Annotated in this window: 16 protein-coding genes; 9 read left to right on the top strand and 7 right to left on the bottom strand. The window is 38.2% G+C overall.

Features of this window, described 5'->3' with window-relative positions; genetic code table 11:
• Window positions 1-160 precede the first annotated feature (160 nt).
• A complete protein-coding gene (locus ABXT71_RS03985; RefSeq protein WP_415372558.1) occupies window positions 161-409 on the top strand; it encodes a hypothetical protein in 249 nt (82 codons plus the stop codon).
• Here ABXT71_RS03985 and ABXT71_RS03980 read toward each other — a convergent pair.
• Window positions 387-980, bottom strand: a complete 594-nt coding sequence (locus ABXT71_RS03980) for a riboflavin synthase (RefSeq protein ID WP_415372557.1) — start codon at window positions 978-980, stop codon at window positions 387-389. The genes ABXT71_RS03985 and ABXT71_RS03980 overlap by 23 nt on opposite strands.
• A gap of 218 nt (window positions 981-1,198) precedes the next feature.
• On the opposite strand from ABXT71_RS03980, the gene pdxA reads away from it, so the two are divergent.
• The 8 genes from pdxA to ABXT71_RS03940 all read left to right on the top strand — a co-directional run bounded on the left by pdxA (window position 1,199) and on the right by ABXT71_RS03940 (window position 8,117).
• Complete coding sequence (gene pdxA / locus ABXT71_RS03975; RefSeq protein ID WP_415372556.1) at window positions 1,199-2,257, top strand: 4-hydroxythreonine-4-phosphate dehydrogenase PdxA; 1,059 nt, start codon at window positions 1,199-1,201, stop codon at window positions 2,255-2,257.
• An 84-nt stretch (window positions 2,258-2,341) separates the two neighbouring features.
• Window positions 2,342-2,887, top strand: coding sequence for a YceD family protein (locus tag ABXT71_RS03970; protein WP_415372555.1), 546 nt, complete (start codon window positions 2,342-2,344; stop codon window positions 2,885-2,887).
• Window positions 2,888-2,895: 8 nt separating this feature from the next.
• A complete protein-coding gene (gene rpmF, locus ABXT71_RS03965; RefSeq protein WP_415372554.1) occupies window positions 2,896-3,093 on the top strand; it encodes a 50S ribosomal protein L32 in 198 nt (65 codons plus the stop codon).
• A gap of 174 nt (window positions 3,094-3,267) precedes the next feature.
• Window positions 3,268-4,266, top strand: a complete 999-nt coding sequence (locus ABXT71_RS03960) for a beta-ketoacyl-ACP synthase III (RefSeq protein ID WP_415372553.1) — start codon at window positions 3,268-3,270, stop codon at window positions 4,264-4,266.
• A gap of 38 nt (window positions 4,267-4,304) precedes the next feature.
• The gene (gene accB, locus ABXT71_RS03955) at window positions 4,305-4,781 is read left to right on the top strand and encodes an acetyl-CoA carboxylase biotin carboxyl carrier protein (protein WP_415372552.1); all 477 of its coding nucleotides are present in this window, start codon (window positions 4,305-4,307) and stop codon (window positions 4,779-4,781) included.
• Between the two features lie 71 nt (window positions 4,782-4,852).
• The gene (gene accC, locus ABXT71_RS03950; protein ID WP_415372551.1) at window positions 4,853-6,208 is read left to right on the top strand and encodes an acetyl-CoA carboxylase biotin carboxylase subunit; all 1,356 of its coding nucleotides are present in this window, start codon (window positions 4,853-4,855) and stop codon (window positions 6,206-6,208) included.
• Between the two features lie 294 nt (window positions 6,209-6,502).
• Window positions 6,503-7,636, top strand: coding sequence for an NAD(P)/FAD-dependent oxidoreductase (locus tag ABXT71_RS03945; protein WP_415372550.1), 1,134 nt, complete (start codon window positions 6,503-6,505; stop codon window positions 7,634-7,636).
• 19 nt (window positions 7,637-7,655) lie between these two features.
• Window positions 7,656-8,117 (top strand): 3-oxoacyl-ACP synthase, encoded by a 462-nt coding sequence (locus ABXT71_RS03940; protein ID WP_415372549.1) that lies wholly within the window; start codon window positions 7,656-7,658, stop codon window positions 8,115-8,117.
• Between the two features lie 35 nt (window positions 8,118-8,152).
• On the opposite strand, the gene ABXT71_RS03935 is transcribed toward ABXT71_RS03940, so the two are convergent.
• From ABXT71_RS03935 to ABXT71_RS03910, 6 genes are all read right to left on the bottom strand, one after another.
• Window positions 8,153-8,569 carry a hypothetical protein gene (locus ABXT71_RS03935; RefSeq protein ID WP_415372548.1) on the bottom strand — a complete coding sequence of 139 codons (417 nt, stop codon included), beginning with the start codon at window positions 8,567-8,569 and terminating at the stop codon, window positions 8,153-8,155.
• Window positions 8,556-9,485 (bottom strand): ABC transporter ATP-binding protein, encoded by a 930-nt coding sequence (locus ABXT71_RS03930; RefSeq protein ID WP_415372547.1) that lies wholly within the window; start codon window positions 9,483-9,485, stop codon window positions 8,556-8,558. The genes ABXT71_RS03935 and ABXT71_RS03930 overlap by 14 nt, the downstream gene beginning before the upstream one ends.
• 59 nt (window positions 9,486-9,544) lie before the next feature.
• The gene (locus tag ABXT71_RS03925) at window positions 9,545-11,713 is read right to left on the bottom strand and encodes a prolyl oligopeptidase family serine peptidase (protein WP_415372546.1); all 2,169 of its coding nucleotides are present in this window, start codon (window positions 11,711-11,713) and stop codon (window positions 9,545-9,547) included.
• Between the two features lie 87 nt (window positions 11,714-11,800).
• Window positions 11,801-12,175 carry a DoxX family membrane protein gene (locus ABXT71_RS03920; RefSeq protein WP_415372545.1) on the bottom strand — a complete coding sequence of 125 codons (375 nt, stop codon included), beginning with the start codon at window positions 12,173-12,175 and terminating at the stop codon, window positions 11,801-11,803.
• A 101-nt stretch (window positions 12,176-12,276) separates the two neighbouring features.
• Window positions 12,277-13,650, bottom strand: a complete 1,374-nt coding sequence (locus ABXT71_RS03915; RefSeq protein ID WP_415372544.1) for an Ig-like domain-containing protein — start codon at window positions 13,648-13,650, stop codon at window positions 12,277-12,279.
• A gap of 67 nt (window positions 13,651-13,717) precedes the next feature.
• On the bottom strand, window positions 13,718-15,352 hold the full coding sequence (locus ABXT71_RS03910) for an FG-GAP-like repeat-containing protein (protein ID WP_415372543.1): 1,635 nt from the start codon (window positions 15,350-15,352) through the stop codon (window positions 13,718-13,720).

The following is a 15,352-nucleotide window of genomic DNA, read 5'->3' as shown; positions in this document are numbered from 1 at the left end:
GACGCTTTGCTCTAGCATTTACTCACTTAGGCGGATTATATGGCGCTTGAACGGAGATTAAATCGTTGATAACTTAAGATTTGTTGTGGTGGCGTGTTTTTTTTTACTACTTTAGCAGTCTATTATACGTCCCCAAAAACGTAACGACCTCTCACAACCTATGCGATCTCAAATCGTACTTATTATTACTCTAGCGAACACTCTATTTAACGGAGTGCAATTATTTGCGCAATCTAATAGCGGCTCAAAAGGACCCCCTGTTCCAGACTCAAATAGGACGCCAGGAGGACCCCCTGTAGATGGTATGATACCTATTGATGATAATATTTTAATTTTACTTCTGGCAGGATTAATTCTAGGAGTATATTATTTCTATAGAGTACGAGCTACTGCGAAGAAAGTTGCGTAAGTCGCGCAACGTATTTCCCTATGACATCAAATTCTAGATTTACAACGGTACCTTCTTTCAAGGTATTAAATGTAGTGTGTTTATACGTATAAGGAATAATAGCGACGCTAAAGATATCTTTTCCAGAATCTACGACGGTCAGGCTCACGCCATTTATTGTAATGGATCCTTTTTCTATGGTAATATTACCAGGGCTTGAGTCGTACTTAAAAGTAAACTTCCAGCTTCCATTTTCTTCAAGGACATTAGTACACTGAGCAACTTGATCTACGTGCCCTTGAACTATATGACCATCCAGTCTATCGCTTAATTTCATCCCGCGTTCTAAATTGACGGGATTTGCTACTTGCAATGAAGATAATGATGTTTTGTCAAGAGTCTCCTTAATGGCAGTAACAGTGTAACAGTCATCCGAAATGGATACAACGGTTAGACAAACGCCGTTGTGAGCTACACTTTGATCTATTTTTAATTCTTGTGTAAATGAAGAAGCCACTTCTATGTGAAGATTAGCGCCTTCCGCGCGAAGCGAATGGACAGTACCAATGGTTTCAATAATCCCTGTAAACATAAATGCAAATAGTTACCTTTGTATGGCAAAAGTAAATGAACTTACTTAAACTTTTTGTGTTTAAGCGAAAATTAAGGCATTTGAAATTAAATATAACGGTTACTAAATCCCATTTTTCAGAACAAACGGAAGGATAAGAAAGGGAGGGTAGATCTAAAGAATAGTATTTTAGCAAAGAGGGAAGTTTATTAAGTTCAATTAAAGAATACGGATACATAATGAGCAAAGAGAATAAAATGATAGTAGGGATATCGATAGGTGATCTTAATGGAATTGGACCAGAGGTTGTCTTAAAAGCACTGGAAGATTCAAGGATACTTGATTTTTGTACGCCTGTGATTTTTGCCAATGTGAAACTTATGTCGTTTTACAAAAAAGCATTTAACATCCAGAGCAACCTGCAGGGAATAGAAAGTGTAGACAAAATTATTCCTAAGAAAATTAACGTACTCAATGTCTGGAAAGAAAATGTAGACGTTCATTTTGGGAAAGAAGAAAAAGAGGCTGGTATTTATGCTTTAAAGTCTTTTCAAGCGGCAGTTGCTGCGCTCAAAGAAGGCAAGATAGATGTACTCGTTACGGCGCCGATTAATAAGTCTAATATTCAGTCTGAGTCTTTTTCTTTTCCAGGACACACAGATTACTTAAATCAAGAATTAGAAGGAGACGCTTTAATGTTAATGGTTTCAGATTCTTTACGAGTAGGATTACTTACAGATCATGTTGCTGTAAAGGATATCGCAGCTACAATTACGAGAGAGCTAGTAGAAAAAAAGATCAACACAATTCACAAAACATTAATTCAAGATTTTGGTATAGAGCGACCGAAGATTGCTGTTTTAGGAATAAATCCTCACACAGGAGATAATGGTGTTATAGGAAAAGAAGACGACGAGATTCTAAGACCCACTTTAGATAATTTACGCAACAATGGTAAGGTGATTTTTGGCCCATATGCCGCGGATAGCTTTTTTGGCACCGGAAATTATAAAAACTTTGATGTAATTATTGCTTCTTACCATGACCAAGGATTGATTCCTTTTAAGACATTGTCCTTTGGTTCTGGAGTTAACTTTACGGCAGGGCTTGATAGAATAAGAACCTCTCCAGATCACGGTACAGCCTTTGATATTGCTGGAAAGAACGAAGCGAGCCATGAGTCTTTTAGAGCTGCAATGTATAGCGCAATATCTATTTTTAGTGCTCGAGAACAACACCAGAAAATTTCAGAAAAACCACTGATAATTAATAGACGACAACCGTTTGTAAAAAAGTAGTGATAAATTAATTTGCAAATCAAATATTTTTTTATCTTTGCACCCGCTTTACGCGTAAGGTGTTCTTAGTTTCAAGGAGTGATTATGAGAGAATTGAAAGAATTTACAATCCCATTTGTTGGGCTAAAACTAGGGGAACACCGCTTTGATTTTAAGATTGAAAATAAGTTCTTTGAGCATTTTGAGTATGATGAGTTTATAGATGCAAATCTTAATCTCGATGTACTGCTGGATAAAAAAACAACCCTACTTGAATTTAACCTCTCTTATAATGGTAAAGTAAAAGTCAATTGCGACGTTACTAATGAGCCTTTTGAACAGGAATTAAGTGGTGATTATCATTTTGTAGTAAAATTTGGGGATGAGTTTAATAATGAAAACGAAGACCTTCTTATTATTCCTCACGGAAGTTATGAAGTAAACATCCAGCAATATATTTATGAGTCGATTGTTTTGAGTCTTCCTTCAAGAAGAATTCATCCAGGAATTGAAGACGGTTCATTAAAAAGCGACATACTTGACAAACTTGAAGAATTAAGCCCTAGGGAAAATATTGAATATAAAAGTACATCTGAGGATAAAACAGATCCTAGATGGGACTCATTAAAAAAATTATTAAACGATAAATAATAAAAGTAATGGCACATCCAAAGAGAAAAATCTCCAAAACGAGAAGAGATAAAAGAAGAACACATTACAAGGCAGTTGCACCACAGATAGCAACGGATCCAACAACAGGAGAAGCTCACTTGTACCACAGAGCTCACTGGCATGAAGGTAGATTGTATTACAGAGGTCAGATTGTTATTGATGCTGTAGAAGCGATTGAAGCTTAAGACGTTCTTATAAGATATTTGGACTCCCACAATTTGTGGGAGTTTTTTTGTTTTCTGAAATCTTATGCACCTTTCGAAAAACGTTAAAAAACCCTTGTTTTTCATTAAAAATCACTATTTTTCCAAGCTTTTAGAGAGGTTTCTCCTCTTTTTAAAAGGATCTAAACAAACTGTATGAGTACAATAACAGCTGCCATTACCGCGGTGGGTGGGTATGTCCCAGACTATGTATTAAGCAATGATATCCTTGCAACCATGGTCGATACTAATGATGAGTGGATCACTACCAGAACTGGTATCAAGGAACGTCGTATTCTAAAAGAAAAAGGAAAGGGTACCTCCTTTCTGGCAATTGAAGCAGCAAAAGATCTTCTTACTAAAAGCAATACAGACCCTAAAGACATAGACATGGTGATCATGGCAACAGCCACGCCAGATATGCCAGTAGCGACAACAGGTGTTTACGTGGCAACCCAGATAGGTGCAGTAAACGCCTTTTCTTTTGATTTGGTTGCAGCCTGCTCTAGTTTTCTTTTCGGGATGTCTACTGCAGCAAAATACATTGAGTCTGGTCGCTACAAAAAAGTCTTACTTATAGGGGCAGATAAAATGTCTTCTATTATAGATTATACAGATCGTACGACGTGTATCATTTTTGGAGATGGAGCAGGAGCTGTTTTATTTGAGCCAAATGATGAAGGTTTGGGAGTACAAGACGAGTTGTTACGGTCTGACGGAATAGGAAGGGAAAGCCTAAAAATAGATGCCGGTGGTTCTATTTTACCCGCTTCGCAAGAGACGTTGGCAAACAAACAACATTATGTTTATCAAGATGGAAAAACGGTATTCAAGTTTGCCGTATCTAATATGGCAGATGTTTCAGAAAAAATAATGAAAAGAAACAACCTTACTGGAGACGACATACAATGGTTAGTGCCACATCAAGCAAATAAGCGAATTATAGATGCTACCTCCAGAAGAATGAAATTGCCAGAAGAAAAAGTAATGATGAATATTCATAAATACGGAAATACGACCTCCGGCACTTTACCATTATGTTTGGTAGACTATGAAAGTCAACTTAAAAAAGGAGACAACCTTGTGTTTGCTTCTTTTGGAGGAGGCTTTACCTGGGGCGCCGTATATGTAAAATGGGCCTATGACCCTAAATAAGAAGAATCATAACCAACACTATTAAAATCAACTAAAAGATGGAATTAAAAGACATTCAAAACCTAATTAAGTTCGTTGCAAAATCAGGTGCAAGCGAGGTAAAACTCGAGATGGAAGATATCAAAATCACCATCAAAACAGGAAGTGATGATAAGGGCGAGACCACTTACATCCAGCAAATGCCCGCAATGGCAGCTATGCCGCAACAGGCGGCCGCAGCTCCTGCAGCTCCTGCATCAGATGCTTCTACAGCCGCAGCAGAAGAAGAATCAAAGTTTATCACGGTAAAGTCTCCTATTATTGGGACATTTTATCGCAAGTCAGCACCAGATAAACCAATGTTTGTTGAGGTAGGGGATAATATAGGAATAGGAGATGTTCTATGTGTGATAGAAGCTATGAAACTCTTTAACGAGATTGAGAGTGAAGTGTCTGGGAAAATAGTAAAAATACTTGTTGACGACGCTTCTCCTGTAGAATTTGATCAACCATTATTCTTAGTAGACCCGTCATAATTTAATCCCGATAACTATCGGGACTACCTATAAATTATGCGGCTATTTTGTAGAACTTATATCAAAGAAACATGTTTAAAAAAATATTAATAGCAAACAGGGGAGAGATTGCACTTCGTGTAATTAGAACCTGTAAAGAGATGGGCATAAAATCTGTTGCGGTGTATTCTAAAGCAGATGAAGAAAGCCTACACGTCAAGTTTGCAGACGAAGCGGTTTGTATAGGACCAGCAGCAAGTAGTGAGAGTTATTTAAAAATGAGCAATATTATTGCAGCTGCAGAAATTACCAATGCAGATGCAATTCATCCAGGATATGGATTCCTTTCAGAAAACGCAAAATTTTCAAGAATTTGTGAAGAGCACAATATAAAGTTTATTGGTGCCTCTCCAGAAATGATTGATAGAATGGGAGATAAAGCAAATGCAAAATCAACCATGATTGCCGCAGGAGTTCCATGTGTGCCAGGAAGTGAAGGTGTAATTGAAACGTTTGAAGAATGTATTAAAGTAGCAAAAGAAACTGGATATCCAGTAATGCTTAAGGCGAGTGCCGGTGGTGGAGGTAAAGGAATGCGTGCCGTCTATAAGAAAGAAGAGCTGCAAGATGCGTGGGAATCTGCACGTCAAGAGAGTCTGGCTGCCTTCGGAAATAATGATATGTATATGGAAAAACTCATAGAAGAGCCAAGACATATCGAGATCCAGATTGTAGGCGATAGTAGTGGAAAAGCTTGTCATTTAAGTGAGCGTGATTGTTCTATACAAAGACGTCACCAAAAATTGACCGAAGAAACCCCGAGTCCATTTATGACAGATGCGCTTAGAAAAGCGATGGGTGATGCCGCAGTAAAAGCTTCAGAATACATAAAGTATGAAGGGGCAGGAACGGTAGAGTTTTTAGTAGACAAACACCGTAACTTCTACTTTATGGAGATGAATACCCGTATTCAAGTAGAGCACCCTATTACAGAACAAGTAATTGATTTTGATCTTATTCGAGAACAAATTATGGTGGCAGCTGGGATTAAAATTTCAGGAAAAAACTATTTGCCAAAACTGCACTCCATTGAGTGTAGAATAAATGCAGAAGACCCATATAATAACTTTAGACCATCACCTGGTAAGATTACCGTTTTACACGCTCCAGGAGGTCACGGCATACGCTTAGATACGCATGTGTATGCAGGATACTCTATTCCGCCTAACTACGACTCTATGATTGCAAAGTTGATTACAACTGCACAAACTAGAGAAGAAGCAATAAACAAAATGAGACGCGCATTAGATGAGTTTCATATTGAAGGAATTAAAACCACCATACCTTTTCATAGACAGCTAATGGACCATCCAGATTATATTGCTGGTAACTATACTACTGCTTTTATGGACACTTGGAAAATGGAAGAACCCGTAGATGAAGAGTAGCTTTTAGCAAACATTTGCAATAACAGTTTGCTTGGGCTTCTCAATATTATTTAGCGCCAACTCGTTTTAGAGTTGGCGCTTTTTTTTATACCTTGTTTTGGCTTTTCGGCGAACACATTAAAGAACGATATATTTAATTTCTAAAAGACAAATTAAATATATTTACTAGATGAGGTGGAATTATAAAACAATCATTTCTATTTACTTATTAGCTTCCTTTAGGATGTGGTTTGTAGTCGTTGTCCCTCTTTTAATTTTAACATATGTGCTAGCCGCAAACAGAAAATCACAACAATGACACTATCCTATTGGGAACATAAAACTTGGCTAAGCAACATAGATTACGCCATCATTGGTAGCGGTATAGTGGGTCTTTCTTGCGCCTTAGAACTTCGCAGACAACACCCAAAGGCTAAAATAGTAGTGCTAGAACGTGGGATGTTACCCAGCGGCGCCAGCACTAAAAATGCAGGGTTTGCTTGCTTTGGGAGTCTATCCGAAATTATTGACGACCTCAAAACACACAGCCCTGAAGAGGTTGTTAGTCTTGTCAAGGAACGCGTTGCTGGGCTTCAGCTCTTAAGAGACACCTTGGGCGATGAGAACATAGGTTTTCAGAAACACGGCGGGTATGAATTATTTACAGAAAACGACACGGCGCTCTATCAAGATTGTGTTGCAAAAATGGACGCCGTAAACAAGCTGTTGCTCCCTATTTTTAATGACCAAGTTTTCTCACTAACAGCGAACTCTTTCCACTTCGGAAATGTGACTGATTCACTTATTTTTAACAAATTTGAAGGACAGATAGACACGGGAAAGATGATGCAGTCACTTCTTAAAAAGACCGCAGAAAAAGACATTCTTATTCTTAATACAACCGAAGTTACAGATATATTATCAATCGATAACGCCGTAAAGATTACAACCAAAGATCTTGGCATATTATCTGCAAAGAAGGTTTGCGTTGCGACGAATGGTTTTGCAAAACAATTTTTAGATAAAGACGTACAGCCGGCAAGAGCTCAAGTTTTAGTTACAGAGCCTATAGAAAACCTTCACATTAAAGGAACTTTTCATTTAGATAGAGGCTACTATTATTTTAGAAATATAGACAATCGCATCCTTTTAGGTGGTGGTCGTAATCTCGATTTTAAAGGAGAAGCCACTACAAAAATGGAAGTAACACAACAAATACAAAAGGAGTTAGCGCGAATTTTAAAAACAGTTATATTACCCAACATCCCGTTTAAAATAGATTACAGCTGGAGTGGTATTATGGGAGTGGGCGAACAGAAAAAACCTATTCTAGCTGCCGTTTCTAATACTGTTTTTTGCGGAGTTAGATTAGGCGGAATGGGCGTAGCTATAGGGAGTAGTATTGGGAAAAACTTGGCGATACTTTCAAGCGGGAACATTTCAGAATAACTTAATTTTATTTAATACCATGATGACAGTACTTGAGATTAAATCTAGTTTGCTTGATGCGTGTAAAAATAATGTGCGCACTCGATATGAAAAAGTGCAAACGGCCATAGCAGATATTGTGGAGTCCCTCAATGACGAGACTAAGAGTTCCGCTGGAGACAAACATGAGACGGGAAGAGCTATGTTGCAGATAGATAGAGAGAATGCAGGGAAGCAATTAATGGAATTAGAAAACTTGCAGCGACTCTTGCCGAAAATAGACATAAAGACTGCAACAGATTACGCGCGTCTTGGGAGCCTTGTGCATACCAATCACGGAAATTATTTTATTAGTATTTCTCACGGGGCAGTGACTATTGGTAAAATCGTGTACTACTGTGTGGCACTACAGGCGCCTATTGGTGCACAGCTTTCTGGCAAAAAAAAAGGAGACAACTTTGTTTTTAATGACAAAGAATACCGGGTTACAAGCATAAAATAAGCACTATTTCTCTTACCTTTCTATTGAACAGACCACTAAATACTCAATTTATAATATAAAGAATATAAAAGGAGTAAACTCCACAAGCTGGTTCTTAACCAATTTTTACGGACTAGTTGCTTCAGGTGAATTGAGGTGCTATTTCCTGATGCTATTGTTTTATGAAGTGGAACGAAAATAAGAAAGGTGCTTATCCAGAGTGTCCAAACAAAGAGCGCATAAATTACACGATCATAATTAAAAGTAGCGTACAGTTGGTATATAGAAATCACCAATTGTCCCAGCATTAGCGGAATGACAATTCCCGCTAATCGATTGCTATATTTTTGATGCCAGCCCACAAGATGTTCTTTGTTGCAATACTTGAAACTAGGATACACAATAAGCTGAATCATCCATATGAGGACTACCATACTACTATCTAGTAATAATCTTATTTCAATGAGTGTCATTAATTGATATATAAATAAGCGTGTCTTTTATAATCGCCGTATTGTGGTGTACGTACATTTTTTCACCTTTCGCAAGGCCCTCGATTAAGTAATAAGCTCCTAAATAATAGCTTTTTATGACAACCATTTCAATAGCTGTCTTTTCTTCAGTTATTTTAAGTTGGTGGGACAGATAAGTAGTAGTGCCAACAGCAGATACCTCTCCAAAAAAACTAGCTTGATATTTGTTCTCTAAGGATTCATAAATGGCCTTAGGAGTATCAAGACGTTCTGTCTTCCCTACACGAAGCAATAGCATACGGTCTGTATAGCCAAGCGCTTCTTCAGTGTCGTGGGTTGCGATAATACAGGTGATGTTTTGTGAACGGGTATAGTTAAAAAAAGAACGCCGTAGGGTGTTCTTTAAGAAGGTGTCTATGCTACTAAAGGGTTCGTCAAGCAGCAACACCTCTGGCTGCTGTGCGAGTGCTTTTGCTATGGCAACTCGTTGCTTTTGACCACCACTTAGGTTTTTTACTTTTACGTGCTTAAAAGGCGTTAATTGCACCACGTCTAATAAGTCGTCTACGCGTGCATCGTCTTTTGCTCTGTCGTTTCTATCTAAGTGAGAAGCAATGTTTTCTGCAACAGAAATAAAAGGCATAATATCGAGCTCTTGCGCGACTAATTTCATAAAAGGTTCCCCGGGAATAAGATTGTGTTTTGGGCCTAGAAGTTTGTTCTTGTTATGATGTATAGATCCATCGCTCAGATTAATTAGGCCGTAAATAAGGTGTAACAAAGTAGATTTACCGCAGCCACTTTCTCCTAAGACAGCGAGGTGCTCTCCTTGTTTGAGCGTGAATGAAACCTGTTGAAGCACAGACTTGTTTTCCGTGTCTGGATAGGCAAAAGAGTCGATGTTTATGTCTAGCATGAAAGTCAAAAAATAAGCGGAACGCTTCCGTCCCGCTTTAGGTTTAATACTATTAATTATTATTTTTTAACCTCGTTATTTAGCTTTTCTGGAAGGACTTTATAGCCCATATTGTATAGCGTGAATCCAAAAATATCTGCATATTGTTCAATGGTTTTACTTACCGGCGTTCCGGCTCCATGACCAGCATCGGTCTCAATACGTATCAATACAGGGTTTTCTCCAGCTTGTTTTTCTTGCAGCTCTGCGGCAAATTTAAAACTATGCGCCGGTACGACACGATCATCGTGATCTCCAGTGGTTACTAAGGTTGCTGGATAATTTATTCCTGCCTTTACGTTGTGGACAGGAGAATATGCTTTTAAATAATCAAACATTTCTGGGCTGTCTTCAGCTGTGCCATAATCATAAGCCCATCCTGCGCCTGCTGTAAAAGTATGATAGCGCAACATATCTAACACGCCTACCGCAGGCAATGCTACTTTCATTAATTCTGGACGCTGCGTTATGGTTGCCCCTACTAGAAGTCCTCCATTTGACCCTCCTCTTACAGCGAGGTAATCACTTGAAGTGTACTTGTTGGCGATTAAGAATTCTGCAGCCGCAATAAAGTCATCAAATACATTTTGCTTTTTCATTTGTGTTCCTGCATCGTGCCATTTTTTGCCGTACTCACCACCGCCTCTTAAGTTGGCTACTGCGTAGATGCCACCTTGCTCCATCCATACCGCATTTGCAATACTAAAGCTCGGAGTCAAACTAATATTAAACCCGCCATATCCATAAAGGATGGTTGGGTTTTTACCGTTGAGGTCTATTCCTTTTTTACAGGTAATTACCATCGGGATTTTTGTTCCATCCTTAGATGCATAAAATACTTGCCTGCTCTCGTAGTTGTCAGAGTTAAAGTCAATATCAGGTTTTACGTAGAGTTCACTTTCTCCACTTTCTATATCAAATTTATAGCTGCTTCCTGGAGTCACATAATTTGTGAAAGAGTAATAGAGTTCTTTTTCTTCTTTCTTAGCGCCAAAGCCACCTGCAGAACCAAGGCCCGGAAGTTTGATTTCTCTAACCAAGGTACCTTTAAAATCATATTGCTTTATGTTACTAAGGGCATCTACCATATAGTTTGCAAAAATGTATCCGCCACCCGAGCCTGCGTTGAGCACATTCTCGGTTTCTGGCACAACGTCTATCCAGTTTTCTGGATTTGGATTTGCAGCATCTACTGTGACAATTTTTTTGTTAGGCGCATTGAGATTCGTTACTAAAAACAACTGTGACCCCTCATTATACATCACATTGGTGTCACTATCCGTATGATCTAGTACGGTAGTAAATTTACTGTCTGGCTTAGTTAGATCTTTAATAAAAAGTTTATTTCCCGAAGTAGAAACACTTGCCGTTACTACTAAGAATTTATTGTCTTCTGTGGTTCCTCCACCTACATATCTGTGTTTTTCTGCTGGAGTTCCACCAAATATAATCTTATCTTCTTGCTGCTTCGTCCCCAGTTTATGGTAGTATAATTTATGCTGATCTGTCTTTGCAGAAAGTTCACTTCCCTTGGGCTTATCATAACTAGAATAATAGAAACCTTCATTTCCTTTCCAAGAGACACCGCTAAATTTAACGTCCGCGATTGTGTCTTCTACAACCGTACGACCTTTAGTTTCCATCACCAGCACTTTACGCCAGTCGCTTCCACCTTCAGAAATACTATAGGCGGCCATTGCACCATTATCACTAAAGCTTAATCCGCCTAGCGATATGGTTCCTTCTTCATTAAACGTATTTGGGTCTAAAAATACCGTTGCCGTATCAGGGTCATCACCTGTTTTGTAACGGTAAACAACGTATTGATTTTGTAGTCCGTCATTTTTATAGTAATAGGTATAATCACCCTCTTTAAATGGCGAACCTACTTTTTCGTAATTCCATAAAGAAGTGAGACGTTCTTTAAGTTCCTCTCTAAAGGGGATGTTATCAAGATACCCAAAAGTGGTTTTATTTTGAGCCGTTACCCACGCTCCTGTTTCTTCACTCATATCGTCTTCCAGCCATCTATACGGATCTCTTACATCTGTGCCAAAGTAATTAGTTACTGTGTCTACCTTCGTTGTAGCTGGGTACGTAATGTCTATTTTTTCTCTTTTCATTTCTTCTTCACATGCTGTAAATCCCGCAAAAAGAGCTAGAGCAAATACAATTTTAAATGTTTTCATAGTTTTTAATTAAGGAATGTAAATATAACAAAAACAGCGCTTTCTTATCTAGAAAGCACTGTTAATGGTTCTTGTTCTTCTCAAAGACTACTGAAACAAAGGACGATAAGATTTCCAGAATTTATAAATAAGAATAATATTTATAGCGACAATAGCAATAGCCACGGCAAGTCCTGAAACGTCTAAGAAAAGGTGAAAAAATAGTATGTTGACCGAAATAGGCACCAGTAGTATTAAAGCAAAAGGAACCCATTTTTTTATTAATAAAAGGAGTCCAACAATTATTTCTAATATCGCAACAGCGTACAATATATAACCACTACTCTCTAATGATTCTATAAAATTAGCTCCAGCTCGAGCCATTTCTGGTGTAGGGAAAAACTCAAGAAATTTATTGAAGCCAAATACGACGAGAGCAAGCCCTAAAATAATTCTGAGGATGTTAGTAAAAGTTGAATTCATAAAGTGATGGTTTTAGTTAGTATTATCTAAAGATATGAAAAAAATAACTATATAATTTTATGAATACAACAATGAATACGTTAAATTAATAAACTTAACCCTTAGTCGCAAGTTTCTGCGAGCGCTATGATCCATTGCTCCAATAGTTCGATTCCTTCTATATGAAGACTGTTTCTGCCTAAGAGTGGCATTCTTCGGTTTTGTTCATTAGTACTTAACCGAACAAACAAAACGGAGTTTTCTGGGTCACCCGGTTTTACGATTTTTTGAGCTTCTAATTCTGGAAAAAAATCATCAGGATCTACACAAACTCCTCTGTTTTCGAGCGTTTCGTTTTCATCAAAAGCAAAACGCATACTTCTATAATTACAATGTCCTTCATCCTGGTGGCAGCTAGCACAATTAATATCGAGGTATGAGCGCACCCGTAAATCGAGTGTCTGAGTTTCATCTGTGTAATCAATGACCGTCGTTATGTTTGGAGGCAGGTTGTCCTCTAGATACCCAATGTCAATAAACTTGCTCAATTGGTTTTGTGTTGCTTCAGGATAGGGATACTCGCTATTGAGGCTTTGCGGTTTAAGCCCGATAGGAGCATTTTCTGCATTACTTTTATGACACGTAAAGCATTCAGAGCCAGCAGGCGTTCTATAGGTTACTGTTCTTTTTTCTCCATCTTGGAGCCACGTGACGTCGGTAAAGCCGCCATCACCTTCTACATCTAGAAAAGCTTCTGTTTGTTCCTCGTTCCAGATATATTCGGCAAATTTATACCCCGTATCTGTCTTGTACAATAACCTGGTTTCAATGATACGCGTGTCATTTGAAGGCAGGACATTTTCGTAGTAAAAATTCTTAATTAAAACGGTGCCCACAGGGAAATCTAAGGGCTCTCCATCACCGTTGTATGAGGCTTTAACGCCATCGGGCATCCAGACAAAACGCTTTTTAAGCGCATAATCTGAGAAAAGCGAACTTATGGGTTTGTAGGGTAGCACCCTAGGATTTGGGGTCAAAGACTTGATGTCTCCTGCAAAAAAATTATAGCTGGATAAGATCAAGAAAGGTTCTATAGAAGGATCAAAATTAACTTGACTTGATGGAACGACAGTGATGGTAATCAACTCTTTTTTACACGACTGTGCCGTATTACAAATAGTATACGTAAATGAAACGTCTCCTATAAAATCTTCGGGAGCGCTATATAGGATGGCATCATCAAGAACAGACATTGTGTTAAAGGTATCGATGGACGCAGTGCCCGTACTTGGCGTAGAAAAAGACAACAAAGCTTCTTCTTCTATGTTTATATCATTTACTAAAACTAAGAGGGCCACCATTTCTCCCTGGATAACTTGAGCAACATCAGCTGTAGTTTCTATGGGCAATATGACATACACGTCGTCATCATTTTTACAACTCACAAAGAGAAGTAAAGCGCCAAGAGTTAACATCCAATAGTGATAATATTTCATAAATGTGAGTAAAATAAAGCACCATTAAGCTTCACTTAATGGTGCTTTATTGTATTTAATAATCTTTTTATCTCTTCGTAAATTTTTGAGTCTTTATTTTACTTCTGTCTAGTCTTCTACTGTTATTTATAAGACGTAAAAAATAGTTTCCGTTAGCTAGAGAAGAAACATCTATCCGGGAGTCGTTTAGTCTACCGTGCATTACTCTTCTACCTGCTGCATCAAAAACAGTGTAAATAGGTTCATCAAAATTGATATCTTCTGAGATGTTTAAGAAGTCTGTTGTAGGGTTAGGATACAGAATAAGATTTGCTACTATAGCATCATTAATACCTAAAACACCATCTCCTTCTTGAAGTACGTGCATTTGATTAATGTCAAGATCTTCAAATATATCTATAGTCCCTGATGGCCAGTATACAGTCACAGATTCTACAGCATCGTCCGTTCCTAAACCAAAATGACTGTTTAAAGAGCTCATGTTTCCAAAACCTTCACCGCTACGCACATCTCTTATTTGAGCTCCAGAGGCTGTTAATATCTCTACACGAGCACCAATCCCTTGTGAATTGCTCTCCACTCCTTCTGTAGCAAATTTTATCCAATTATTACTATTACCATCATTGATTCTTAAAAAGCCAAAGCCCATAACATCAATAAAACCATCGTTATTTACATCTCCAAAACCACCATTATAAGGAGCATCTCCTTGAATAGTAAAAGTCATGTCTCCGTTTCCGTATAATATAGAACCAGAAGAAATAATGTCTGTATGCCCATCATTGTCAAAGTCGTATGTTTGGTTTTCAATGTTTGTATTGATAAAGCTTTCTAGTCCAGACCCTGTGATGACGTCAGTAAAAGTACCATTACCATTATTTCTCATTAACCTGTGAAATCCTTGATCTAAAGTACTAGCTCCAACCCAGGCATCCATATCGCCATCATTATCATAATCTGCCCAAGCACTTGACCAGGTAGACATGTCATCTTCAAGGCCCAAGTCTGCGCCTATTTCTGTATAAGTCCCGTCACCATTATTTCTGTGCATCTCATTATCGCGACGCGCAGATTCTCCTCCACATTTTGCGATAAACATATCGATGTCTCTGTCGTTGTCAAAATCAACCCAAACAGATCCATAATGCCCACCAGAAGAATAATCACCTAAGCCACCTTGATTGAAGGTGAAATTTCCATTCCCATCATTTATATAATACACATTAGGCTCAACATCGTGACAGACAAAAGCGTCTAAATGACCGTCATTGTTAATGTCAATAAAATTTGAACGCTGAGAGAATACATATTCACTTCCAGAATCTTCAATAAATCCATCAATAGGATTGCTGTCACCTGTATTGCTATCCATTGCTTTCATAAAAGTTACCCCTTGTCCACCTCCGTATAAAAGGTCTGTAAGACCATTGCCATCATAATCTCCAGCAGCTAGACTCCAAGAAGGAGTGTAATCTGCCGTGGGTGTACTTATGTTCGCCTCTGTAAAGCCACCACCATCATTTTGGTAAAAGATTTGTACTGTATTTGCAGAAACAGAAATGACATCATCTAGATGATCTCCATTCATATCTACAATACCCCTGTCACTATGGTTTGTGCCAATAGATTGGGTTGTAAATGTTATTTGGGCGTTGGCTATTCCAGCAACCAAAAGCGTAAAAAGAAGTAGGTTTTTTTTCAT

Origin of the sequence: Patiriisocius sp. Uisw_047, assembly GCF_047730165.1 — a bacterium.
GTDB lineage: Bacteria > Bacteroidota > Bacteroidia > Flavobacteriales > Flavobacteriaceae > Patiriisocius.
Note: the sequence above shows the minus strand (reverse complement) of the source record. Positions and strands in the feature narration are given on the sequence as shown.

Excerpts from the sequence above, each read along its gene's own strand:
- ABXT71_RS03985 (WP_415372558.1), top strand. The coding sequence starts at position 161 with ATGCGATCTCAAATCGTACTTATTATTACTCTAGCGAACACTCTATTT.
- ABXT71_RS03980 (WP_415372557.1), bottom strand. The coding sequence starts at position 980 with ATGTTTACAGGGATTATTGAAACCATTGGTACTGTCCATTCGCTTCGC.
- pdxA (WP_415372556.1), top strand. The coding sequence starts at position 1,199 with ATGAGCAAAGAGAATAAAATGATAGTAGGGATATCGATAGGTGATCTT.
- ABXT71_RS03970 (WP_415372555.1), top strand. The coding sequence starts at position 2,342 with ATGAGAGAATTGAAAGAATTTACAATCCCATTTGTTGGGCTAAAACTA.
- rpmF (WP_415372554.1), top strand. The coding sequence starts at position 2,896 with ATGGCACATCCAAAGAGAAAAATCTCCAAAACGAGAAGAGATAAAAGA.
- ABXT71_RS03960 (WP_415372553.1), top strand. The coding sequence starts at position 3,268 with ATGAGTACAATAACAGCTGCCATTACCGCGGTGGGTGGGTATGTCCCA.
- accB (WP_415372552.1), top strand. The coding sequence starts at position 4,305 with ATGGAATTAAAAGACATTCAAAACCTAATTAAGTTCGTTGCAAAATCA.
- accC (WP_415372551.1), top strand. The coding sequence starts at position 4,853 with ATGTTTAAAAAAATATTAATAGCAAACAGGGGAGAGATTGCACTTCGT.
- ABXT71_RS03945 (WP_415372550.1), top strand. The coding sequence starts at position 6,503 with ATGACACTATCCTATTGGGAACATAAAACTTGGCTAAGCAACATAGAT.
- ABXT71_RS03940 (WP_415372549.1), top strand. The coding sequence starts at position 7,656 with ATGATGACAGTACTTGAGATTAAATCTAGTTTGCTTGATGCGTGTAAA.
- ABXT71_RS03935 (WP_415372548.1), bottom strand. The coding sequence starts at position 8,569 with ATGACACTCATTGAAATAAGATTATTACTAGATAGTAGTATGGTAGTC.
- ABXT71_RS03930 (WP_415372547.1), bottom strand. The coding sequence starts at position 9,485 with ATGCTAGACATAAACATCGACTCTTTTGCCTATCCAGACACGGAAAAC.
- ABXT71_RS03925 (WP_415372546.1), bottom strand. The coding sequence starts at position 11,713 with ATGAAAACATTTAAAATTGTATTTGCTCTAGCTCTTTTTGCGGGATTT.
- ABXT71_RS03920 (WP_415372545.1), bottom strand. The coding sequence starts at position 12,175 with ATGAATTCAACTTTTACTAACATCCTCAGAATTATTTTAGGGCTTGCT.
- ABXT71_RS03915 (WP_415372544.1), bottom strand. The coding sequence starts at position 13,650 with ATGAAATATTATCACTATTGGATGTTAACTCTTGGCGCTTTACTTCTC.
- ABXT71_RS03910 (WP_415372543.1), bottom strand. The coding sequence starts at position 15,352 with ATGAAAAAAAACCTACTTCTTTTTACGCTTTTGGTTGCTGGAATAGCC.